Genomic DNA, 24,272 nt, shown 5'->3' with positions numbered 1-24,272 from the left:
GGGTTAAATTAAGCGCTAAATAAACGTTTAAAGTAAAATACGCGCTTTTAGGCGGTTTCTTTACTTTTAGCTATGGTTTGCTCAATAGCATTAATTAAATTTACAATTAATGTGGGGCGCTGCGCTTGGTCATTACTAAGCAGGTTTTCTTCTAGTAGCGCTGCACTGTGGTAAATATCGTCAAAATTAAAACAACCAGCACTGCCTTTTAAGCTATGAGCTACGCTTCGAAGTGCTTCTGCATCGTTACTGGCTTTTAAGCTGTTTACCTTTTGTAAGTAACTTGGCAGGTTAGCCACATAGTTATCGTTAATTTGTTGAAACTTCTCACTTTTTAGTAAACTATCCCACTTGTTCTGATTATCTTTTTCAAGATTTAAGTAACTGACTAGCACGTTTTCAAGCGCGTCTTTATCAATGGGTTTTGCCAGTGCTTTATCGCAACCTGCCTCAATGTATGTGTCTATATCATGGTTCATTACATTGGCAGTAAGCGCGATAATGGGCCCATCGTAGGCTGCATGACGTAGCATCTTAGTTGCCTCAAGGCCGCCCATTACAGGCATTTGCATATCCATAATAATTAGCTGGTAGTCGTTTACTAACGCCATTTCTACTGCTTGTGCACCATTGTTAGCCATATCTGGCTCTAGGCCCCAGGTTTGTAATAGCAGTTTTATAAGTAGCTGGTTATCGGGGTTATCTTCGGCAACTAATATGTTGGCATCAAAACTAGAAGTGGCAAACGACAAGAAAGGGTCTTTTTCTGGAATAAGCTGTGCTTGCTCAGTTAAAAGCTCTAGTGACTGTTTAGGCTCGTTAATATGGCAATCAACGGTAATAGCAAAGCGACTGCCTATGCCAATTTCGCTTTTTAAAGTAACATCGCCACCCAATAACTGCGCTAAGTTTTTAGAAATACATAAACCTAATCCTGTGCCTCCAAAGCGGCGCGTGGTGGTGGCATCGGCTTGTTCAAAAGGTTTAAATATACGCTCTATTTGGTGCTCAGACATACCAATACCGGTGTCTTTAACCACAAATTCAAGCTGCTGCTTACTTTGCAAATAATGCACACAAATTGATACTTTGCCTTGTTCGGTAAATTTTACGGCATTGCTGGCTATGTTTATCAAAATTTGTTTTAAACGCGTCATATCACTATAAATAGTGCGCGGTAATGGCAGCTCGTAATGAATGCTAAACCCGAGTTGTTTTTCGTGTGCTAGCGGTTCAATAATTGATTCTATATCGTGAACCAGCTGCACTACATTAAGGGGTGCTTGCTCTACAGCGAGCTTTTCTGCTTCTATTTTAGATAAATCGAGTATGTTGTTTATTAGCTCTAGTAAGTGTTTAGAATTTCGTAAAATGGTATTTAAATGCTGTTTGTCGTTAACCACTTTATCGTTAATTAATAACTGCTCGGTAAAGCCCATAATGGCCGTAAGTGGGGTGCGAATCTCGTGACTCATATTTGCTAAAAAACGGCTTTTAAGCTGGTTAGCTTGCTCTGCTTGAGCTATGGCAAGTTCAAGCTGGCTGTTCATCGCTTCGAGCGCTTTAGTACGGCTTTCTACTTTGTCTTCTAGGTGGTGCTTATATTCTTCTAGCTGCTCTTGGTAGTGTCTAATTTGGTTGATCATGTGGTTAAAATCGTTAAACAACACGCCAACTTCATCATTTGTATGAGCAGGTAAATTTACCGATAAATCACCATCACCTACACGGTGGCTGGCGGCCCCTAAAAGCTCAATTGGGTTTAGCAGTAAATTGCGCACAACCACAAAAATAAGGATAGGCAGGGTGATCACCGAAATTATCACAATTAAGCCTGTGATTAAGCTAATTGCCTTACCCGATTGATAAAGCACGCCTTTTGGAATGGTTGATACAAAGTAATAACCGCCACTCATTTGTACGGCAAATATCATTCTTTCTATTTTATCTATGCTCGAAAGCTCAATAGTCGAAAGGGTGCCTACATCGGCTAAATCGTGAACCTGTTCAAGCTCGTGCTCGGTAATATATTGCCCACGTAAGCTGTAGTCTGAGCTAAATAAAATTTGCCCGTCGTTGGTTAGCAGTAAATTTAGGGTGTTGTTATAAGGCGCCTCTAAAATACTGGTGTTTAATATAGAGGGTTCAACTTGTAATACTATAAAGCCAAGTTGTTGTGGGCGTTTTAAATAGTAATCAACACTTTGTACGCGCTGTACAAAAAATAAGTTGGTGGTGCCGTCGTTGTTTTGCACCATAAATTGTTGTTGGCGCAAATTACTTTGCAGTACTTGCTTAAAAAATGGGTATGACTGCGGTGCGGTTGTTAAATTATTAGAATAATACGCGTCACTTTTACCACTGGCCGAGACTAAGTTAATACTAATTATGTCTGGGTAGGCTTCGCTGTAACTGGCAAAAACATCCATTAGTGCCCCTAAGCGGCGGGTATAGCTGCCATCAGCATGAATGTCGTTTGATAAAAAATCGTTTAAAACAGGCGAGGTAGACAGTAGTTTTGCTGTTGAATGAAACGAGTCTATGTAGTTGAAAACCTTTTGCTGTTGCTGCTCAACAAAGCGACTCATTATAAGATCAGCCTGCTTTTGTGTTGAGTTGGTTACGTTAGTTAATGTAAAACCACCTAAAAACAACAAGGGTAATATAACAAGCGGGGTTATATACCATAATAATCGAATACTTAACTTACTGGTTTTCATGACCAAACTACTTATCCTCCGTGCAATCTAGCAATGATATGCGTTACGACTTTATTACACAAGAAGCGTAAGCTGATTTGGGTTAATTTAGCGTAAAAAAAGTGTGTATATAATTGGTTTAAATACGGCTAGTGAGCACCGAGAGCGAGATTATATTTTAAGGCGCTATATTTAGCTTTGTTTTAAATAAGTTAGCGGCTGCGCTACTTGGTTTTTTAATTATATAGCTAACAGTGCAGTATCAATGCCTGTCATAAATTGAGCGCAAGGGGTAAACCCGTAGCGCTATTTTTATATTTATTAGTGTTTAGCACAATGCATTAAAATATGCGTTGTTAGGGCATTGGCATTAAGGGTAATTTAGCCACGCTTAAAATTAATGCGTGGCTTTAAAATGCTATTTATTTAAAGTATTACACATTTAAAAATTATTTCTTTTGAGTGTGAGCCGTACCGTAAGAGCGCACTAAAAAGTTTATTGCTACTTCTACCCAGCGGTCTATATCTTTTTTAAGCACCGGCTGATCGGGGTGAGTTAAGTACATTAAATGTAGCTCGCTGCGCATTAAGGCAACAAATAGGTTAGTGGCTTCTTCAATGTTTAACTCTTCAAAATCAAGCTCTTTAGATTCCACTGCCGCTTTTAAATAATTAGAGACCTTGTCTTTTACCACCCGCGGGCCAGAGTTATAAAACATATGACCTAGGGCGGGTAAGCGGGGGGCTTCAGCAACAACAATTCGGTATAGAGCCATGGCTGTCTCTGATAGAGCGATTTGTAAATAAGCATGCCCAAGGCGGCGTAAGTTTTCTGTTAAGTTGCCTGGCTTAAACGTTATATTATCGATTGATGCTGTAAATATTTCGCATTCACTTTTAATGACCGCTAAAAATAAAATTTCTTTATTTGCAAAGTGAGCGTAAACCGTCGATTTTGATACGCCTGCCTCACGTTGGATCATGTCGGTGGTTGCACCGTTAAAACCATGAATTAAAAATATTTTACGTGCAGCGTGTAATACCGTTCGTGCTTTTACGCCAAGCTCTAATTCACTTGGAGGCAGAGTGTTTTGGGCATTAGTAAGCGTTTTTGTCATTACATTTCACCTTGACATAATGTTAAATTACGCCTAGCATATCAAACCGAGCGGTACAGTTCAATTTGGGCTTTGAGTTAAGGGTGTTTTTAGCAGCTGTTAACTATCGGTATTACCCTGTTTAAATGTATTTAAGGTGTGACTAGGCAGCAATTAGCGTGCTTAGCTTTTTTTTGCCTATCACTCGAACCGAGCGGTACAGTACATAAATAATTGTGTTATTAATTTAGGATTTAAAAATGGCTAATCAGTGTCTTAATAAAAGACTTTTTAATTATTCGCGGCATTCAGCTATTGCGCTTACATTAGCTGCGGCTTTGTCGGGTTGTGTAGTGGGTCCTAACTTTGAAGAGCCTAATACAAATATAAACAACGATGCTATAAAGCCAACTCCCGAATTTACTCAGCTACAACGCGGTAATGCTGAATTGGCGTGGAATTGGTGGACAATTTTAAACGATCCTATTTTAACGGAGCTAGAGCGCAAAGCACAGTTAGGTAATCTTGACTTACAGCTAGCATCAAGCCGAATTGCCCAAAGCCGCGCGGCATTGGGTATTGCATCGGCAGACCGCTTACCCAGTGTATCTGCTGGGTTTGACTACAAGCGCGAAGGGCTGAGCGAGAATGGTAAATTTGTTGCACTCGGTGCGCCCTCAGACCCTGATAACTTTTGGCAGCTTGGTTTTGATGCCAGCTGGGAACTTGATTTATGGGGCCGTAATAAACGTGTTGAAGAAGGGGCCGTTGCTATGCTGGAGGCCTCTTTGTATGCGCGTGAAGCCGTGCGTGTTAGCTTAGCTGGCGAGGTGGCTAAAACGTATTTGTTACTGCGCAGTGCACAAACGCAGCTAAACATAACAAATGAAAACAAAACCATTGCAGAGCGTGTGTTAAAGCTTGCACAAAGCCGCGAAAAAAACGGTGTAAGTACACGTTTTGAAACAATTAGTGCAAAAGCAGAGCTGGCAACAATTAATGCTGCGCTACCAGAGCAAACGCAGCGCCGAAATGTGTTAATGAACGCGCTTGCGTTGCTAGTAGGTGAAAAGCCACGTGCCTTAAATACTTTGTTAGCCGAGCGTATTGCTGCGCCCGTTATGCCAAGCGAAATCCCTTCGGCTATTCCATCAGAGTTTGTGAAACGCCGCCCAGATATTTTACAAGCGCAAGCAAACTTACACAGTGCTGTTGCCGCTATTGGCGCGGCCGAAGCGAATTTTTACCCACGCATTACTTTAACGGGCTCATTAGGGGTTGAGGGGTATGCGCAGAGTGATTTATCAACCTGGGATTCACGTGTTTTTTCAGTGGGACCAAATGTTTATTTGCCTATTTTTCAGGGTGGGCGCTTAAAATCACAGCTTAAGCTGACTAAAGAGCGCGAGAAAAACGCGGCATTAACGTATCGTCAAACTGTACTAAAAGCGTGGCACGAAGTTGATAACGCAGTAGATGGCTGGGCTGCGCAGCAAAATCACCATCACAAAGTTGAAATTGCTCACGACTTTAATAAGCAGGCTTTACAAACCGTTGAAAGAGCCTACCAGCAAGGGGCAGCCGACTACCTTAGCGTTTTAACGGCGCAGCGTAATTTATTAGCAAGCCAAACTAAGTTAAATAACAGTGCAACCAATGCCTCGATTGCGGTTGTAAATTTGTATAAATCTCTCGGTGGTGGCTGGAACCCAGACGCGCTACCTGAAAGTGCGCTTGCGCCAATGTCAGCCAAGGCGGAGGGCGAGTAATGAATGCAGTCACGATTAATGTGCCTGTACAAAATGCAGCACCTGTTGCTAAGCCCGCAGGGCCATCAAAACAAGCACTGGCTGGGCTATTAGGCATTTTTATTGCCGCTATGATGGCGGGTTTAAATAACCGAGTAGGGGCACTTGGATTAGCAGATGTTAGGGGCGTAATAGGGGCTAGTTTAGATGATGCCTCTTGGCTTTCAAGCGCCTATACCGTTGGCGAGCTAATCGCTATGCCTTTTGCTTCTTGGTTTGCCATTACGTTATCGGTTAGACGCTTTCATATTTCTATGGTGACTATATGTGGCGTTATTGCGGCAATTTTGCCTTTTATTCATGATTTAAACTTATTAATTGCGCTGCGTTTTGTACAAGGGGTAAGTAGTGGCGCGCTCATTCCTATATTAATGATGGCTGCACTTAAATTTTTACCCCCTAACATACGTTTACACGGTTTAGCGCTTTACGCCATGACCGCTACATTCGCCCCAAATTTAGCTATTTGGCTAAGCGGGCAGTGGGCTGATGTGTTATCGGACTGGCGCTGGATTTACTGGCAAGTTATTCCGCTTTGTATTATTGCAGGTTCACTAACTGCGTGGGGGCTCCCAAAAGAGGGTGTTAAATATGCGCGCTTTAAAGAAGGAAACTGGTTAGGCCTAGTATGCGGCGTATCGTCTTTGACGTTAATTGCCATCGCGCTTGATCAAGGTGTGCGTTTAGATTGGTTTAATTCATCGCTTATTAGTGTGTGTTTTTTTGGTGGGCTAATTTTATTTGGCTGCTACGTATTAACCGAGTGGCATCACAAAGCGCCATTTATGAGACCGCAATTATTAGGCCGACGCAATTTAGGTATTGGTTCTGTACTGCTTACCATGTTGCTAGTGGTGTTGATGTCGGGCTCAATGTTGTCCTCAACCCATTTAGCCAGTTTGCATAGCTATAGAGCATTACAGCTAGCGCCAGTAGGGTTATTAATTGCGCTACCACAACTTGTACTTGGCTCGGTAGTGGCACTGCTTTTATACAAAAAATGGGTAGACGCCCGTATTGTGATGTCAATTGGATTATTTTTAATTGCGCTGGCCTGTTTTAGCGGCGCACAAATTACGCCTTTATGGCATCGGGATCAATTTATCACAGCGCAGCTGTTGCAAGCATTTGGCCAGCCCATGGCAGTGGTCTCTATTTTATTTTTAATGACCAGTGTACTAGACCCAAGCGAAGGGCCGTTTTTTTCGGGAACCATAAACACATTACGTGTGTTTGGCTCGCTTATTGGCGGGGCTGTTGTGGGGCAGCTATTAACGCTGCGCAGTCATTTTCATAACGAAATGCTATTAGATCGCGTCTCACTGGTCGGTAATTCATTGGCAAACACCATACCTAATGATCAATTAGGTGGCGTTATTGCCCAGCAATCGTTAGTGATGTCGGTAGGTGATGCCTACTTGGTGCTTGGTGTGTTAGCACTTGTATTAATTCCGCTGGCGCTATGTATGAACTTTGTACCAGCCCCGAATCTTAGTAAATCTTAAATTTTAATCGTTGAGTAATATATTATGGCCTTACCAAAAGTAGTTAAATTAACCGTTGCAGCAACTATACTTGCCGTTGTTGCAGGCAGTATTATTTATCTTAATAAACCGGAGTCGCAAAGTGCAACTCAAACAACTGACGATGCCTACGTGCAAGCCGACTTTACCTTTGTGGCGCCTCAGGTATCTGGCACGGTAGATCAAGTACTCATTAAAGATAACCAGCGAGTACAAAAAGGCGATTTAATTGCCACCATAGATAATCGCGATTTTGTAGTGGCCCTAGATTCCGCTAAAGCCCAAGCTAATAGTGCTAAAGCAAGTGTAGCTAGCTTGCAAGCTAAGTTAACTTATCAAGATTCGCTGGTACAACAAGCGCAAGCTGCGGTAGAAGCCGACACTGCATCACTTAAATTAGCGCAGTTAAATTTAAAGCGTTATACCAACTTAGCAACCGATGGCTCAGGCACTGTGCAAGCACGAGAAGAAGCACAAGCAAAGCTGGCTATTCAAAAAGCAAACTTGCATAAAAATCAGGCAGGCCTTGCAGCAGCAAAGCAGCAGATTGAAATTTTACGTGCCGATATTGAAAAAGCCAAAGCTGTGCTTGTACAAGCTAAAGCACGTGTAGTAGATGCCGAGCTTAAGTTATCGTATACCCAAATTACTGCGCCTATTGATGGCATAGTTGGCCAAAAATCGGTGCGTGTAGGGGCATATGTAAACCCAGGCAGCCCGCTATTGGTTGTTGTACCGCTTGATAAAGTGTTTGTTAGTGCAAACTACCGTGAAACTCAACTAGCTAATGTAAAAGTAGGCCAAGAAGTTGAAATAAAAGTTGATGCACTACCAGGGCAAATCTTACGTGGCCACGTTGATAGCCTAAGCCCTGCCAGTGGCGTGAGCTACTCAGCCATTGGTGCTCATAACGCCACGGGAAACTTCACCAAAATTGTGCAGCGTTTACCGGTTAAAATTAGCTTAGATGCAAACCAGCCGGCGCTTAAGCAGTTACGAGTAGGTATGTCGGTGGTGCCAAGTATTTCAATAACGCAGTAGCACATTGCGTTAATTACAAGGCCAGTAACCAGGTTGCTGGCCCTTAAAATTAGTTACTCCTTCCTTTTGCATATAAAGCCAAGATATTTTTGAGTTAGATAGCACACTTTTATACCGACTCCTGTTACAATTGCCACTATTAAAAAATTAGCTATATGGCGTTAATTGTTGTCAATTTATTCATACTAAATTGCTCAAAGCCCAGTTAATAACGATCAACTTAACGGGTTGCCTTGCATACACTCAATGTTATGCATGTAACTTGGCATCAAACTAAAAGAACTTATTAATGGCAGACCAGAATATTATCAACGAAATTAGCAAGCGAAGGACTTTTGCAATCATATCGCACCCGGATGCTGGTAAAACCACCATCACCGAAAAAGTACTTTTGTTCGGACAAGCGATTCAAAAAGCCGGTACTGTAAAAGGTCGTGGCTCTAATCAGCATGCAAAGTCTGACTGGATGGAAATGGAAAAAGAGCGTGGTATATCGGTTACTACCTCTGTAATGCAGTTTCCGTATAACAATGCGCTGGTTAATTTACTTGATACCCCTGGACACGAAGACTTCTCAGAAGATACTTACCGTACATTGACCGCGGTAGATTCGTGTTTAATGGTTATTGATGCCGCAAAAGGTGTAGAAGAACGTACCCGTAAGCTAATGGAAGTTACGCGCCTACGTACCACGCCTATTGTTACCTTTATGAATAAGTGTGACCGTGATATTCGTGACCCAATGGAACTACTTGATGAAGTAGAAACAGAGCTAAATATTGCCTGTGCGCCTATTACCTGGCCAATTGGTTGTGGTAAAGAGTTTAAAGGTGTTTATCACATTCATAACGACGAAGCGGTTTTATACAAAACAGGCCAAGGTCATACTATTCAAGAAGTTCGCACTGTAAAAGGCCTAGATAACCCTGAGCTTGATACCGCCATTGGTGAAGAACTCGCTGAGCAATTACGTGAAGAGTTAGAGCTGGTAATTGGTGCCTCAAATGAGTTTGATCTTGAATTGTTTTTAGCAGGTGAGCTTTCTCCGGTGTACTTTGGTACAGCCCTTGGTAACTTTGGTGTAGACCATGTACTTGATGGTTTAACGCAATGGGCACCAACGCCATTACCGCGCGAAACAGATGACCGCCAAGTAATCGCAACAGAAGAAAACTTTACCGGCTTTGTGTTTAAAATTCAGGCCAACATGGACCCTAAACACCGTGACCGCATTGCCTTTATGCGTATTGTGTCGGGTAAATACAGCCAAGGCATGAAAATGAACCACGTACGCCTTGGTAAGCAAATTAGTATTTCTGATGCGGTAACCTTTATGGCGGGCGATCGTGAGCGTGCAGCAGATGCGTATGCGGGCGATATTATTGGTTTGCATAACCACGGTACCATTCAAATTGGTGATACTTTTACGCAAGGCGAAAAGCTGAAATTTAGCGGTATTCCTAACTTTGCTCCTGAGCTGTTTCGTCGTATTCGTTTGCGCGATCCGCTTAAGCAAAAGCAATTATTAAAAGGCTTAGTACAACTTTCTGAAGAAGGTGCTGTACAGGTATTTAGACCGCTTACTAACAACGATTTAATTGTAGGCGCGGTAGGTGTACTACAGTTTGACGTAGTTGTAGCGCGCTTAAAAGCTGAGTACAACGTAGATGCAATTTACGAAGGCGTAAATGTAAATACGGCACGTTGGGTAAGCAGCGACGATGTTAAAAAGTTTGAAGAGTTTAAACGTAAGTGCGAAAGCAACTTAGCACTCGATGGTGGCGATAACTTAACTTACATAGCACCGAGCCGTGTAAACCTTAACTTATCGGTAGAGCGTTACCCAGAGGTAACCTTTAACCATACGCGCGAAAACTAGAATCGACTGACTAAAGTTAACTGAAAGCCTGCTATGGCGGGCTTACAAAGGTAAATAATATAATGAACATTCGTACTATTTTAGTAGAAAAAGCCATTGCCGCCATGACCGCAGCAGGCCTACCAGAAGAGACAAACCCAGCTGTTACACAAAGCACACGCCCACAGTTTGGTGATTACCAAATTAATGGTGCAATGGGCGCCGCTAAAAAAATGAAAAGCAACCCACGTGAGCTTGCGCAAAAAATTATTGATAACCTAGATGTAACCGACATCGCTGAAAAAACAGAAATTGCCGGCCCGGGTTTTATTAATATTCATTTAAAGCCTGAGTTTTTAGCCAACAGTGTAAAAGCAGCTAACAGCGATGCAAAACTGGCTGTAAACGAGCACGCAAATCCGCAAACTGTCGTGGTAGATTACTCATCACCTAACCTTGCAAAAGAAATGCACGTAGGCCATTTGCGTTCAACCATTATTGGTGATGCCATTGTACGTGCGCTTGAATTTAGAGGCGACAAAGTCATTCGTCAAAACCACATGGGCGATTGGGGCACACAGTTTGGTATGCTAATTGCGCATTTAGAAGATCAAATTAGTCAAGGCGTAGACTTAGAGTCGGTAGCGCTTGCTGATTTAGAAACGTTTTACCGCGATGCTAAAAAGCGCTTTGACGATGAAGAAGGCTTTGCCGATAAAGCCCGTGACTATGTAGTTAAACTACAAGGCGGCGACGCGCACTGTGAAAAGCTATGGAAGCTATTTATAGCGACCTCTGTTAAGCATTCTGAAGAAGTTTACAAACGTCTAAACGTAACGCTTACCCAAGACGATATTATGGCTGAAAGTGCTTACAACAGTGAGCTTAACGATATTATTAGCCTATTAAAAGATAAAAACATAGCGGTAGAGTCGCAAGGCGCACAAGTGGTGTTTTTAGATGAACTTGCCAATAAAGATGGTGAGCCATCGGCGTTTATTGTGCAAAAATCTGGCGGCGGCTTTTTATATGCAACCACCGATTTAGCCGCGTGTAACTACCGCTCAAATACCTTAGGCGCTGAGCGTATTTTAATATTTGTTGATGCACGCCAAAGCCTTCACTTTAATCAAGTAGAGCTTACCGCACGTAAAGCAGGCCTTTTACGCGATGAAACAAGCTATGAGTTTTGCCCGTTTGGCACCATGATGGGCGCCGATGGTAAACCATTTAAAACCCGTACTGGTGGTACAGTAAAACTTGCTGATTTACTTGAAGAATCAATTAGCCGTGCAGCAACAAAACTTGCTGAGCGTGAATCTGATTTATCAGATCATGATCGCAGCGAAATTGCGCGTAAAGTAGGTATTGGCGCTGTTAAATACGCTGATCTTTCTAAGCATCGTACCAGCGATTACATTTTCAACTGGGACACCATGTTAAGCTTTGAAGGCGCGACAGCACCTTACTTACAATATGCTTATACCCGTGTACGCAGTATTTTCCGTAAATCAGGTGTCGATGCCGCTACGCTAAATGCAGATGTTGCTATAGCTGAGCCGCAAGAAAAAGCACTCGCGCTTAAACTGTTACAGCTTGAAGAAGTCCTTGATTTAATGATCTCTGAGGCTACTCCGCACGTACTATGTAGCTACTTATACGAGCTAGCTAGCCTATACATGACATTCTACGAAGCCTGCCCAGTACTAAAAGAAGGCGTAGAGCCAAACGTACGTGACAGCCGTTTAGTGTTATGTAATTTAGTGGCAGATACACTAAAAACAGGATTGGATTTGTTAGGCATTGAAGTCATGGAGCAAATGTAATCACCTTCTGCTTCGTGTAATTCGCTTTAGCTGCGTTGGTAAAACTATTTAGCCTAAGTCACATACAAACCGTATGCTCCTTGGCATAAATAGTTTTACCGCCTTGCTAGCACTCCTACACTTGCAGATGATTTTAGGCTTTACTTGACGAACTTTTGTAAGTTAATCAATTTTGTAGCTGATAGCTGATAGCTGATAGCTGATAGCACCGTAGGTTGGGTTGAGTGAAACGAAACCCAACATTAACCAAGCACTAACCCAAAATATAAAATTGTTCTTATTACTGATTACTATTGATTGCCTGACCTTACTTACCCACATACGCTTTAATAAACAGAGAAGGATTTGTTTATGAAACTCGAAGACATCCGCCGTGAATACCTGCAAGACGCACTAAGCGAGGATAACTTGCAAAATGATCCATTCAAACAATTTGAAACGTGGCTTGAGCATGCTGTGGGCAGTAATATCCCAGATCCAACGGCCATGGTTGTGGCAACGGTTGATGAAACCGGGCAACCTTCACAGCGTATTGTATTGCTAAAACATTTAGATGATAACGGGTTTGTATTTTTTACTAATACCGGCTCACGTAAAGCGCAAGAGCTAAAAGGCAATAACAAAATATCGCTGCATTTTCCGTGGCATCATATGGAGCGCCAAGTGATTGTATACGGCGAGGCAAAACCATTACCGACGGCTGCAGTCGCTAAATATTTTTTATCGCGCCCTAAAGAAAGCCAATTAGCAGCATGGGCCTCAGCGCAAAGCAGGCCGGTCTCATCGCGCAAAGTGCTTATGGAAACCTTTGCCAATATGAAGAGTAAATTTGCTAATGGTGAAATTCCATTGCCTGATTTTTGGGGTGGTTACTGCGTACTCCCTTCTAAAATAGAGTTTTGGCAAGGTGGCGCACACCGTTTACATGACCGCTTTATATATCAGCGCCAAACCGATAATAGCTGGCAAATAACACGTTTAAACCCTTAACCGGTTTACGCTGTGAAGTTTATAGATTCCCACTGCCACCTCGATTTTACTGAGTTTGACGCAAACCGCGAAGCACTCATAAAAGAGTGTATGGCTAAAGGCGTTGAGCGCTTTGTTGTGCCAGGTATTAGCTTGGCGCAATCTCAGCAACTAATTGAATTTAAATCTAAATACCCACAAGTACATATTGCCGCAGGGCTTCACCCTTACTTTTTAGATGAGCATAAAGATGCTCACTTAGCGCAGTTATTCGATTTTGCAAAAGCCAATAAAAAGCAGCTGGTGGCAATAGGGGAGTGCGGGCTTGATAGAAGTATTGATGACCTTGAAAAACAAACCAGCCTATTTGAGCAACACATTACCCTTGCTAACGAGCTCCAGCTGCCGCTTATTGTGCATCACAGGCAAAGCCATGATTTAATTGCGCATGCGTTTAAGCGCTGCAAGCCAAAATATGGCGGCGTGATACATGCATACTCAGGCTCCATGCAACAAGCACAGTATTATATTAAACAGGGCTTTAAATTAGGTGTAGGTGGCGTTATTACTTATGAACGAGCAGCAAAAACCCGTGATGTAATTGCTCAAATAGAACCGCAGCATTTAGTGCTTGAGACGGATGCGCCCTCAATGCCATTAAGTGGCCATCAGGGAGAAATTAACACCCCTGCGCATATTCCTGCTGTATTTGAAGTTTTATGCAGCTTAAAGCCAAATACTAATAAAGCCGAACTTGCTCAGCAGCTTTACGATTCTTGCTCTGAGGTTTTTTGCATATAGCGATTTACCTGCCAACGTTTTAGGCCTCGCCCTAGCTGCCATGTAAAAATACAGGCTATTACTAGCATTAATAAAACTTGCCTGCCTAAATCATGAAAGTGATTGTGGCTGTCAGATATCGCCGCGCGGGTTAAATAAGTAATAGATACAAAGCCTAAAGGCTTATCTATGTCGCTTACAACAGGCTCAACAAATGGGGTTTTTAGTTTACTAATCCCTGGGGTAGACTCTGGTAATTGGCCAAATATGTGGTGCGATTGCCAGTGATCGCTGCTGGCTATAAGTACGCCTTGCTGATCGTAAATTGTGGCTGAAAGTACAAACTCGTCTTTGCTTATATCATTACACAAAGCTCTAAGCTGTGGCTTATTTTTAGCAAGCAATGGCTCTTTAGCATTAAGTGCCATAAATGAGGTTAAACTTTTGGCAGTATTATCGGCACTATTATAAAGTAGTTGGTGGCTTTCAAAGCTACTGTTAACACCTACAAAACTCAGTAATACAAAACAGCCCGCAGCCAATAACAAGCGAACGATTCGCTTTCTTTGTGATGCAGACAAAGGGCTTTTTATATGGTTATTTTTCATAGTCACCGTATATGCTACTGACAGCATTTTGATTTGATGTTACAACTACGCTAACTATAACCTTAAATCTACCCCGATGGCGAATTTAGCGTTATGAATACCCTAATTGATACGCCAAATTAGAAAAATAAATAACAAACACGGAGAACCCATGTCGCAAATGAACATGGCACAGCCAGCTGCTGAGCAAGCATTACATTCTTTAACGCTAAACACATGGTTTGATTACAAAGAAGGGAGTTTTACTCCTGCTCAAACAATACCAGATAAAACCGTTGGGTTATTTAGTATTGCGTTTGCGGGCGATTTCGAACTAAAGCATGTAACGAGCATTATCGACTTTTTAAAAACGCACGCGCTTAAAGTAACCGCTGTATGTCAATATCAGCCCGACTTAGGGTTAGCCCCAGCTCTGTGTTTTTATAGCCCAGAGGCAGAGCAAATAATTAACCCGCTTGCGCTAAGAGAGTTTGCAAACACGCTTGATTTTCAGCTAGTGCAAGTTACAACGCCACCCAACCTATATGAGCCAGGGCTGCTGGTTATGGATATGGACTCTACCGCCATCACCATAGAGTGCATTGATGAAATTGCACGTTTAGCAGATGTATATGACGATGTGGCTTCTGTGACCGCGCTTGCAATGGCGGGCAAACTAGATTTTAGCGAAAGTTTAAATCAGCGTGTAGCAAAGTTAGCCGGCATAGAGCAAAGCTTAATTGAAGACTTAAAAAACACCTTACCATTAATGCCAGGTATTAAAGCGTTATGCCAAATATTAAAGCAGCATAATTGGTATCTTGCTATAGCGTCAGGCGGGTTTGTACCCTTTGCCGAGCGTGTGCAGCAGCTGATTAATTTAGATGAAGTACATGCTAATGTGCTTGAATTTGCAAACGATAAACTCACAGGAAAAGTCTCTGGTACCATTGTTGATGCGCAGCAAAAAGCGGTTGTTTTAGAAACACTGCAGCAAAAGCTGGGCTTAGCAAATACGCAAACGGTAGCCATTGGCGATGGTGCAAACGATTTGCTCATGATGGAAAAAGCAGGGTTAGGCGTTGCCGTACACGGTAAACCAAAAGTAGTGGAGCAAGCGCAAGCGGCTATATGTCAGGGCTCGTTACTGCAATTGTTGTATATGTTGGCTATTCCCTTAAATAAGTAACCTGAGAATATCCACCAAAATAAGTTATACCAATCGGGTTAAGTTATTTAGACATTTATAGCGACAGATAAATAGCGTGATAACAAGGCATAAATTTCGACATGTAGTTGTTCTATTTGAGAAGTTTATAACGGCGCTAACGCTTTATTTAGCACGCTATAAACGTTTAAGTCGATTGGTATTAAGCCGCTTAGCGCAAGCGGTTTAACCATAACAGCTTTCTGCGGCCCATTTGAGCGACCTGCTTTTGATCTAACTCTAAATGGCTAAGCGCTTCGTCGGTTATATCTACAATATCACCCACCCCAGATACTGCCCACAGCGCTTCTTCTATGTCTTTTGCTTTGTGCATTGCATATTGGCTTACATATTTAAGTTCGTTTGATAGGTAATCTGTATCTGGGCGACCCGTTCGCGATAAGTACAAGCGCATAACAAATACCAGCTCAGATTTAACGCCTGCGCTAATTTGCTCACTAAAGCTTGAATAGTTTTCCCCTAGTACGCATTGGCTCGTCACAGCCTTTTCAATGTTTTCTTGTTTAGGGTCAAAATTAATTGCGAGTGTAAACGGCAAAGGCGGGTCTTGTCGGCTACGATCTTTAATGCTTGGGGTGATCACATCAATAATTTGTTGCTGCGTTAAAATATGGCTTAGGTCAGTTTTATTATTTAATAAGCCAAAATTTTGTAAAATCACGTGAATTGGGCTGGCATATAAACCAAAACCTATGGCACCTGGAATAAAGTGGCTTGCTTCTTTATGTAAATAAAGCGGGAATTGGCACACACTTTTGGTCACCATATTTCTCAGTGCGGTAGAAAGGCCTTCTATTTTAGGGGCTTCTTCAGACACTTTTAATTTATCTTTATTACTTTGAATTAATTGGGTAAAAAAGTTAACCCCTGCATGTGGTAAGTCAGCAACTCTGTTGGCTTTTAAATTAATGGTCGTTAACGACTTACTAATTGCCATCACTTCGTATTTAAGCTCACTTAAATTATGCTTTTTAGTTATTTTTTGTAAATCGGGGAAAGACAGTAAAACAATATCACCTTTTTTAAAGCTAACCGGCGAGGCTGACTCTAATTGCAAACCCATAACCGAAAAATCCCGAGTATGAGCCTGATACTGCTTATCCTCAAACGTAAGCTCGGCAGGTGTTTTATATAAGTATCGTTTGTGAGAGCGTAAATTTACATACTCTAGTGGCACAATATCTAAATAAGGAGGCTTATTATGCTTAGCGTGGCCAAAATGTTTAAGCTGGTTAACTAACGCCTTATCGTAGGGCTGCTTCTTATAATGCGCTTGTTCTTCACTGTTGCCAATGGTGGTTAAAACCGCAATATATTTTACATCTTTTATAAGGCCTGCCACTCTTGGAGAAGGTGGCTTATTTAGCTTTTCTATGTTTTTACCCGCCGAATTAGGCAACGATAATGGAATAAACGAATCATCTGGGTGGCTTGGCATAACTTGTAATTTAAAGCATTGCCAGCTGTCTTTTTGGCTACCAAACCCTAAAAATAGGTTTCTTAATTTAGGGTTGTTATTAAGCTCTGTACGCGTGGCTGAGTAGTAATAGATTTTTCCTGCAGAAACATGAGTAAACGTATATAAGTAATCTTCTTTTACTGCGTTTACTTGGGTAAGCATTTGGCTAATACGTTGATTATTTAAAATGCTATATAAGCAGGGCACTTTTCGTTCATCAGTAAAATAGCGCTGAATAAAAATATTATTTTCAGTGGTTAGGCTTAAACTAGGAACAATTTGTTCGCCTTTTTTACTTAAAAATACGTATAAAGAGGTAACGCGCGGAATATAATATTGCTCATAACCCTTTGAAACCAAAGCATCTAGGGTGTTATCTAAGTTCACTTTATAGCGGCGTTTATTACCGTTTATAAAGCTATCTAAAAAATTATCGAATGCTTCATTTTTTTCTATAAAAGTACGCTTTAAACGAATGTGGTTATATTCACGAGATATGTTTTCAACTGCAACTACTTCATATTGAATGCCATTTTTAAGGCCTAGCTCAAAATCTTGCTCAAGCCCTACTAGCCGCATGGCAATTAGCTGCCCTTTTTTTATAATTTGGCGGGTAGGAAGCTTAATTTTACAACCACTCAAAGAAATATCTGAGGTACTCGCGGCAATGTTTTTCTTATCGTTGTACTCAATTTTAACTTTAATCGAGTAGTTCATTCGCTCCTCAGAGCGGCTTTCATAAGAGGCAAATTTTATTACGCTGGTAGTCAGAGTGTCGTTTTCAACTTGTGTATCACTTTGCTCTTGTGCTTGTTTTTGTAGTACGCGATGGTTGTTTTCGGTATTCATTACCGCTTCGTATACCGCTAAAGTATAGCCGCCGTGTTGTTTTAAGGCTGCCTCAAATACTTCTATGGCGGTGTCATCCATAAAGTGTTGTTTACCATTGTGCTCATACGGGCGAACTTGGCCTGTTACTAAGCCTCGCAGGTCAACAAAACGGGCAACTGGCTGAGATAGGCGCGACATTTCCATTTTCATTAAAAACTGCTCAGGCTTTGTTAAACCTGCCGTTTTAGATTTGAAAATTAGGTCGAACTTTGCGTTACCTAAATAGGTTTTTAGCTCATTTACGAGGTCTTCGTGTTTGAGCAGTATGTCTTCAGCCATTTATAAATCGTCACCGTCTAATTGAAAAGTAGGTATACTGTAAAGTCCATTTATTTGAAAAATTCAATAAACGTAACATCGTGCTATGTTATTAATATAGGTACGATTTTTCGTGTAAGTACAGTTTAACTCTTGTTATTATGTGTTAAATGCCAATTTGTTGGCAAGTTACTTTAAAGTATTTAAAAGCAATAAGTATGCCCTAACTTAAAGTAAAAGAGAAAATTACATGTGTTTGTTTCTAATATAGATCCTAGAGTGGCTTTAGCAATGTAGCGCTGCTATGTCGTTCTCCCCATGATAAAATAAACAACTAAATGTATGCATTTTAAATTAAAGAATAGTAGGTAAGGTTATAAATGGCTAAGGCGGCAAAAGTAGAATTTGTTTGTACAGAGTGTGGTATGAACTACCAACGTTGGCAAGGTCAGTGTCGCTGTGGTGCATGGAACACGTTGGCAGAATTTAAACCCTCTGCAGGGCAAAGTAAAAAAGCCGCTGCGCGAGCAACCGTTGGTGGTTATGCAGGTGGCATTGGTGGCGGCTCTAAAAAAATTGATGATGTAGCCACCACCGAGGCCGAAAAGCAGCTAACAGAAATAGGCGAGCTTGACCGTGTACTAAGCGGCGGCGTAACCACGGGCTCGGTTAATATTATATCGGGCGACCCAGGGGCAGGTAAAACAACGCTGTTATCTGATTTAGTAGCCAGAATGTCGCAGCGTATGCCATCACTTTACTGTACTGCTGAGGAGTCGTTGTCGCAGTTTAAAAACCGTGTAAACCGCTTAAAGCTTAACTATAACGCCGATGAGCTTTATTTACTTTCTGAAACTAGCGTAGAAACCATTATTGAAGAGCTTGATAAAAATAAAATTAAGTTTGCTGTTATCGACTCTATTCAAGCTGTTGTAACCGACACTGCAAATGGCAGCCCCGGTTCGCCTTCGCAAGTAAAAAGTGCCGCGCAAGCGCTCACTCAGTATTGTAAGCAAAACGATGTCACTATGTTTATTATTGCCCATGTTAATAAAAACAACGAAATTGCAGGGCCGCAAACATTAGTGCATATAGTGGATGCCTTATTGCACATTGACACGAATGATGGACAGGTACGTACGCTTAGAGCTAACAAAAACCGTTTTGGTGATATTGATACCGTAGGCATTTTTAAAATGTGCGAACGCGGCATGCTAAGTGTTGATAACCCCAGCGAGATTTTTTTATCGGGATCAAGTACTGAATCACCAGGCTCTACTATTACGTGTATCCGAAAAGGTAACCGTAACTTATTGCTCGAAATACAATGTTTAACCACCGAAACCGAAGCCGAATTTCCGCAGCGTGTGTGCGTGGGTTTAAACATGAACCGAATAAAAATGCTCACTGGTATTTTACGCAAACACACCAAAACTAAAATATTTCACGATACGTTTTTTAATATTGTGGGCGGCTTACGAATCGATGAAACCGAAACCTGTATTGATTTAGCGTTAGTAACCGCGCTTTTAAGCAGCTTAAACGAGTTTGTTGTACCGCGTACAACCTGCATTATGGGAGAGCTTAGTTTAAACGGCGATGTGCGCCCAATCGACAGCGGTGTACCACGGGTTAAAGAAGCTGCACAGCATGGGTTTACTGAAATATTTATTCCGTTTCGTAATTACCATAAATCGATGGAAGGACTAGGGGCTAAAATTACGCCAGTAAAAACCGTGCACGAGTTACTGAGTTTAATTAATTAACGCTTACAGCGGCTGCTGTGCAATGTTACTCTTGAGCAAACACAATTTATATACAGAACAGAATAAGGAAATAGCATGAAAAAACTCGTAATAACCATAGCCATTGTTGCAGCCGGCGTAGGCGGTGTTAGCTACGCAAACTATGTAGCAACTCAAGAAGTACGTACCGAAGTAGACAAGCAGCTTGCTTTAGTGAGCGATCAAACCGGTGCAACATTTAAATACGCGGGTTTATCGGCAAGTGTTATTTCTAAAAGTGTTGAAATTACTAACATGGAAGTAATTAGCCCTGAAGGTGATAACGTAGCGCATATTCAAAGTATTGAAGTAACCGGTTATGAAACCGATAAAATATCGCCACATACATCGTTTATAGTAAAAAGCTTTCAGTTCGATAAAGACTTTGTAGCAAAACTACCTGCAGATACAAACGAAATGCTTGCCTCTGCAAGTTACGACTTAAGCTCATCGCTCGATTACGATGAACAATCTGGCGACAGCGACGTAGTTTTAAAACTAGATGCAAAAGATATTGCTAGTTTTAATATGGATGTAGGCCTTGCCAATTCTAAAGCATTAATGGACGCATCCCTTGCGATAAGCAAAGCACAGCAAGAAGCAGGTGACACGCCGCTCACGTACGAGCAAGAGTTACAACAGCAAACCTTAGTTATGCAAGCTATGAGTAAGCTTGAGCCACGAAATATTAATTTAGTACTTAATAACCAAGGCAAATTAAAAGAGCTATTTGTGAGCGAGCTTGAAAAACAAGGTATGACGCTTGAGCAAATGCAAATGACGCTACAGCAACAGTTACAGCAAGCTCCCGTAACTGAAGAAATAGCACAGGCGCTGACTGATTTTGCCAAAGGTTTAAACTCATTAAGCATATCGGCAAAATTGCCTGAAGGTAAAACCATGATGGAAGTAAACCAGCAAATAATGATGTTAGCTGGCCAGCCAGAAGAGCTAGTTAAATTCGTTAACTTAGAAGTTAAAGGCGAGTAATAGCGAACAGCTCTCAGCAGCCTGTTTAATACAAAAAAGCCGTACTTGATTAATCAAGTACGGCTTTTATTATTTTAGCTGATAGCTTAGTGAAGAATACGCGCTCTAATTGTACCTTCTACTGCACTTAGCTCTTTAAGTGCAACTTCTGACTGATCGGTATCTACGTCAATAACTACATAACCAATTGATTCATCAGTTTGTAAATATTGAGCGGCAATGTTAATACCGTGCTGGGCAAACGCTTGGTTAATTTGCGTAAGTACGCCAGGGCGGTTGTGGTGTACGTGCAATAAGCGGCTACGGTTAGCAAGCTCTGGTAGCGAAACCTCAGGGAAGTTAACCGCTGTAATAGTTGAACCATTATCTGAGTATTTAGCTAATTTACCGGCTACTTCAATACCAATGTTTTCTTGCGCTTCTTGGGTTGAACCACCAATGTGCGGCGTTAAAATAACGTTGTCGAATTCACGCAGTGGCGATACAAATTCTTCTTCGTTAGATTTTGGCTCAACAGGGAATACATCAATAGCTGCGCCGCTTAGCTTTTTCTCGCTAAGTGCTTCGGCAAGTGCATCAATATCCACTACAGTACCGCGTGAAGCGTTAATTAGTATTGATCCTTGCTTCATTACGGCAAGTTCTGCTGTGCCAATTAGGTTTTTAGTTTGCGGTGTTTCTGGTACGTGTAAACTAATAATATCAGCGCGCTGTAAAAGCTGTGTTAGGTTATGAATTTGTGTTGCATTACCTAAAGAGAGCTTATCTTCAATGTCGTAATACTCTACGTTCATACCTATGTTTTCAGCCATAATACCAAGCTGTGTACCTATGTGGCCGTAACCAATAATCCCGAGCGTTTTACCACGCGCTTCAAACGAGCCAGTTGCTGTTTTTAACCAGCCGCCACGGTGCGCTGCTGCATTACGCTCTGGAATACCACGTAATAGTAATAGTATTTCGCCAAGTACAAGTTCAGCCACTGAACGAGTGTTTGAAAACGGTGCATTAAATACTGCAATACCGCGCTCGCGAGCTGAGTTTAAGTCAACTTGGTTAGTACCAATACAAAAACAACCAATGGCTACTAGCTTTTCAGCTGAGTCTAAAACTGCTTGGTTAATATGAGTACGAGAACGAAGCCCTACAAAGTGCACATCTTTAATACGCTCTTTAAGTTCGTCCTCAGGTAGCGATGTTTTTACGTAGTCGATGTTGCTGTAACCATTACGTTTAAGCGTTTCTACTGCGCTTTGGTGAACACCTTCAAGCAAGAGAATTTTAATTTTGTCTTTTGCTAACGATACCTTACTCATAACCTCATCCTATTTAATTTGTGGCCCATTTTTAGTGCCGATAATCACTTTATCAGCGCCGCGCATCGCAAATAGGCCGTTGGTAACTACGCCAACAATTGAATTAATTTGTGTTTCAAGTTGTTTGGCATTACTAATACTTAAATTGTGTACATCTAAAATAACGTTACCGTTATCGGTTACTACGCCTTGGCGGTACACAGGGTCGCCACCAAGTTTTAATAATTCACGCGCTACGTAGCTGCGTGCCATGGGTATAACTTCTACCGGAAGCGGAAAATCGCCCAATGTATCTACTAATTTTGTGTCATCAACAATACAGACAAATTGTTTTGCAACGGCTGCGACTATTTTTTCGCGGGTAAGTGCTGCGCCGCCGCCTTTGATCATTTCGTTTTGGGCATTAATTTCATCTGCGCCGTCTACGTATACATCAAGAGCATCTACATCGTTTAGCTCAAACACTTCAATACCTAACGCGTGTAAACGCGCTGTTGAAGCCTCAGAGCTAGATACCGCACCCGTTATGGTGTCTTTTACTGTGCCTAGGGCATCAATAAAATGATTTACGGTAGAGCCTGTCCCTACACCAACAATGGTGTTTTCTTTTACAAACTCGAGTGCAGCCCACGCAGCTGCTTTTTTTAATTCGTCTTGCGTCATTGTTATGCTCATATTTCAAATGTGTAGTGGGTGTTTATTACCAGTGATAAATTTTATCGGGAGTAATAATGGTTTTAAGTGGAACATCCCACGATTCAATTGGCAGTGCATCTACTTTTTGGCAGCTATGTGCTAAGCCTATAAGTTGCGGTTTTTGCCAATTGTAAGCGTGTAATTGCGCCAGTGTTTTATCGTAAAATCCACCCCCCATACCTAATCTGTTACCTTGATTATCAAATGCTACAAGTGGCATCAGTAAGTAATCTAAATCAGTTAATGGGCATATTTGAGAGCAGTTCAGCTTAGGCTCCAAGATACCATAGCGATTTGCCCTCATGGGTGAGTTTTTTTCATAGCGTTGAAACAGCAAAGTAGCCCCATTAAATGGGTGTATAACGGGTAAGTAAAGGGTATGGCCTTGTTGCCATAACTCATTAATTAACAATGATGTATCTAATTCTCCATCGTTACTAAAGTAAATGGCTATATGTTTTTTTGAGGCTGTTTTATCGCTATTTAGCTGTTGAGTAAAATTCAACTTTAGCTGTGCCGCGGCTTTTTCTTGCTGTTTTTTTGATAGATTATTGCGTAATTGGCGAATAGATTGGCGTATGTGTGTACGTTTATTGCTCATTGTAATTACGCACCTTTGATTAAATAGACACTAAATCAGGAAAAGCTAAGTAAACAGCAAGCACAATAAGTAGTAAAACGGCAGTGGCAATCAGTGAATATAACAAAGTATTGCTACGCGTTTTAACGGGTTCATCGAGCTGCTCGTCAAGCATTAGATCATCTTCTTGCCACTCATCACTTTCGTCTGTAGGGCTTTTTAGCTCATTGGTTGGAAGTCTTTGTTCTAGCTCTTCTAGCTTTTCTTCTAGGCGGATCAGGCTGCTCGTTATGTAATCAAGGGCATCAAAAATCCGTTCATCACGCTGACTAGCTGCGCTAGGGCTTTGAGTGGGTAGTTCACCTGTGGCTTGTAACTTACTTTTAATGCCTAGGCTTGCCAGTAATTTGGCCTGCTTTAAGGCTTTGTCTTTATTGCTAGGTGCAAAGAGTGCTTTGCCATTAAAAAACTGAGTTACTTTATCTTCAGACGTTTTTAGCTTACTTGCTAAATTTACGCAGGCCGTTTTAGCCTCAGTGCCCTCGGCGAGCCCTACAAACATAACGCGAAAATTATTGGCCATTTACTTATCCCTTAAGCTTTTATTATGCAAAGAGTATATACCTAAAACCGTACGAAATTCGAGGGCTAGCTAATACCAATTTAATTCAAAACACGATTAGTTTAGCGTATTAAATAGCGCACTGACTGCGTTAAAATTATTTATATAAAATAACTGTACGCCGTAAATTCCTTTGTTATTGCACTATTTACTGGGTGCTATGATAAATAACTAAATTAATGCAATTGATATAAAGCGCATAATTAGCCTTTGCTTTAGATATAAAAACGGCCCTTAAAAGGGCCGTTTATTATTTAATG

At 41.4% G+C, this 24,272-nt stretch carries 18 protein-coding genes; 10 read left to right on the top strand and 8 right to left on the bottom strand.

What is annotated here, in order from left to right:
* Positions 1-47: 47 nt before the first annotated feature.
* Both PSH48_RS11475 and PSH48_RS11470 read right to left on the bottom strand, forming a co-directional pair.
* Complete coding sequence (locus PSH48_RS11475) at positions 48-2,720, bottom strand: ATP-binding protein (protein WP_054982743.1); 2,673 nt, start codon at positions 2,718-2,720, stop codon at positions 48-50.
* Between the two features lie 428 nt (positions 2,721-3,148).
* Complete coding sequence (locus PSH48_RS11470) at positions 3,149-3,817, bottom strand: TetR/AcrR family transcriptional regulator (RefSeq protein ID WP_273611604.1); 669 nt, start codon at positions 3,815-3,817, stop codon at positions 3,149-3,151.
* A gap of 239 nt (positions 3,818-4,056) precedes the next feature.
* Between PSH48_RS11470 and PSH48_RS11465 the strand changes: the two genes are divergently transcribed.
* The 7 genes from PSH48_RS11465 to PSH48_RS11435 all read left to right on the top strand — a co-directional run bounded on the left by PSH48_RS11465 (position 4,057) and on the right by PSH48_RS11435 (position 13,622).
* A complete protein-coding gene (locus PSH48_RS11465) occupies positions 4,057-5,565 on the top strand; it encodes an efflux transporter outer membrane subunit (protein ID WP_273611603.1) in 1,509 nt (502 codons plus the stop codon).
* Positions 5,565-7,109 (top strand): MFS transporter, encoded by a 1,545-nt coding sequence (locus PSH48_RS11460; RefSeq protein ID WP_273611602.1) that lies wholly within the window; start codon positions 5,565-5,567, stop codon positions 7,107-7,109. The genes PSH48_RS11465 and PSH48_RS11460 overlap by 1 nt, the downstream gene beginning before the upstream one ends.
* A gap of 24 nt (positions 7,110-7,133) precedes the next feature.
* Complete coding sequence (locus tag PSH48_RS11455; protein ID WP_054982739.1) at positions 7,134-8,168, top strand: HlyD family secretion protein; 1,035 nt, start codon at positions 7,134-7,136, stop codon at positions 8,166-8,168.
* Between the two features lie 289 nt (positions 8,169-8,457).
* Positions 8,458-10,047 (top strand): peptide chain release factor 3, encoded by a 1,590-nt coding sequence (prfC, locus tag PSH48_RS11450; RefSeq protein ID WP_004586154.1) that lies wholly within the window; start codon positions 8,458-8,460, stop codon positions 10,045-10,047.
* A 62-nt stretch (positions 10,048-10,109) separates the two neighbouring features.
* The gene (gene argS, locus PSH48_RS11445; RefSeq protein ID WP_273611601.1) at positions 10,110-11,852 is read left to right on the top strand and encodes an arginine--tRNA ligase; all 1,743 of its coding nucleotides are present in this window, start codon (positions 10,110-10,112) and stop codon (positions 11,850-11,852) included.
* Between the two features lie 351 nt (positions 11,853-12,203).
* On the top strand, positions 12,204-12,842 hold the full coding sequence (gene pdxH, locus PSH48_RS11440; RefSeq protein WP_273611600.1) for a pyridoxamine 5'-phosphate oxidase: 639 nt from the start codon (positions 12,204-12,206) through the stop codon (positions 12,840-12,842).
* Positions 12,843-12,854: 12 nt separating this feature from the next.
* On the top strand, positions 12,855-13,622 hold the full coding sequence (locus tag PSH48_RS11435; RefSeq protein ID WP_273611599.1) for a TatD family hydrolase: 768 nt from the start codon (positions 12,855-12,857) through the stop codon (positions 13,620-13,622).
* Here PSH48_RS11435 and PSH48_RS11430 read toward each other — a convergent pair.
* Positions 13,589-14,209, bottom strand: a complete 621-nt coding sequence (locus PSH48_RS11430) for an AhpA/YtjB family protein (protein WP_004586158.1) — start codon at positions 14,207-14,209, stop codon at positions 13,589-13,591. The two genes, PSH48_RS11435 and PSH48_RS11430, sit on opposite strands and share 34 nt — an antisense overlap.
* Positions 14,210-14,360: 151 nt before the next feature.
* Here PSH48_RS11430 and serB point away from each other — a divergent pair, with 151 nt between their 5' ends.
* Positions 14,361-15,377, top strand: coding sequence for a phosphoserine phosphatase SerB (serB, locus tag PSH48_RS11425; protein WP_273611598.1), 1,017 nt, complete (start codon positions 14,361-14,363; stop codon positions 15,375-15,377).
* 190 nt (positions 15,378-15,567) lie between these two features.
* Here the strand turns inward: serB and PSH48_RS11420 are convergent, their stop codons facing one another.
* Entirely contained in the window at positions 15,568-18,045 is a 2,478-nt protein-coding gene (locus PSH48_RS11420) for a PilZ domain-containing protein (RefSeq protein ID WP_273611597.1), read from the bottom strand.
* Between the two features lie 359 nt (positions 18,046-18,404).
* Between PSH48_RS11420 and radA the strand changes: the two genes are divergently transcribed.
* Together radA and PSH48_RS11410 are read left to right on the top strand one after the other, a co-directional pair.
* Complete coding sequence (radA, locus tag PSH48_RS11415) at positions 18,405-19,790, top strand: DNA repair protein RadA (protein WP_004586161.1); 1,386 nt, start codon at positions 18,405-18,407, stop codon at positions 19,788-19,790.
* 75 nt (positions 19,791-19,865) lie between these two features.
* Positions 19,866-20,798, top strand: coding sequence for a hypothetical protein (locus PSH48_RS11410; protein WP_273611596.1), 933 nt, complete (start codon positions 19,866-19,868; stop codon positions 20,796-20,798).
* A gap of 86 nt (positions 20,799-20,884) precedes the next feature.
* Here the strand turns inward: PSH48_RS11410 and serA are convergent, their stop codons facing one another.
* Genes serA through PSH48_RS11390 form a run of 4 tightly spaced genes read right to left on the bottom strand, consistent with a single transcriptional unit; the run spans position 20,885 to position 23,973 of the window.
* Positions 20,885-22,114, bottom strand: coding sequence for a phosphoglycerate dehydrogenase (gene serA, locus PSH48_RS11405; RefSeq protein ID WP_004586164.1), 1,230 nt, complete (start codon positions 22,112-22,114; stop codon positions 20,885-20,887).
* 9 nt (positions 22,115-22,123) lie between these two features.
* Positions 22,124-22,777: a ribose-5-phosphate isomerase RpiA gene (gene rpiA, locus PSH48_RS11400; protein ID WP_004586165.1), complete on the bottom strand. Its 654-nt coding sequence runs from the start codon at positions 22,775-22,777 to the stop codon at positions 22,124-22,126.
* A gap of 37 nt (positions 22,778-22,814) precedes the next feature.
* Positions 22,815-23,411 (bottom strand): 5-formyltetrahydrofolate cyclo-ligase, encoded by a 597-nt coding sequence (locus tag PSH48_RS11395; protein WP_004586166.1) that lies wholly within the window; start codon positions 23,409-23,411, stop codon positions 22,815-22,817.
* A gap of 19 nt (positions 23,412-23,430) precedes the next feature.
* A complete protein-coding gene (locus PSH48_RS11390; protein ID WP_029774274.1) occupies positions 23,431-23,973 on the bottom strand; it encodes a hypothetical protein in 543 nt (180 codons plus the stop codon).
* Positions 23,974-24,272 lie beyond the last annotated feature (299 nt).

Source organism: Pseudoalteromonas sp. Angola-4, assembly GCF_028599265.1.
In the GTDB taxonomy this organism is placed as follows: Bacteria; Pseudomonadota; Gammaproteobacteria; order Enterobacterales; family Alteromonadaceae; genus Pseudoalteromonas; species Pseudoalteromonas atlantica.
This window is presented reverse-complemented; position numbering and strand designations above follow the sequence as displayed.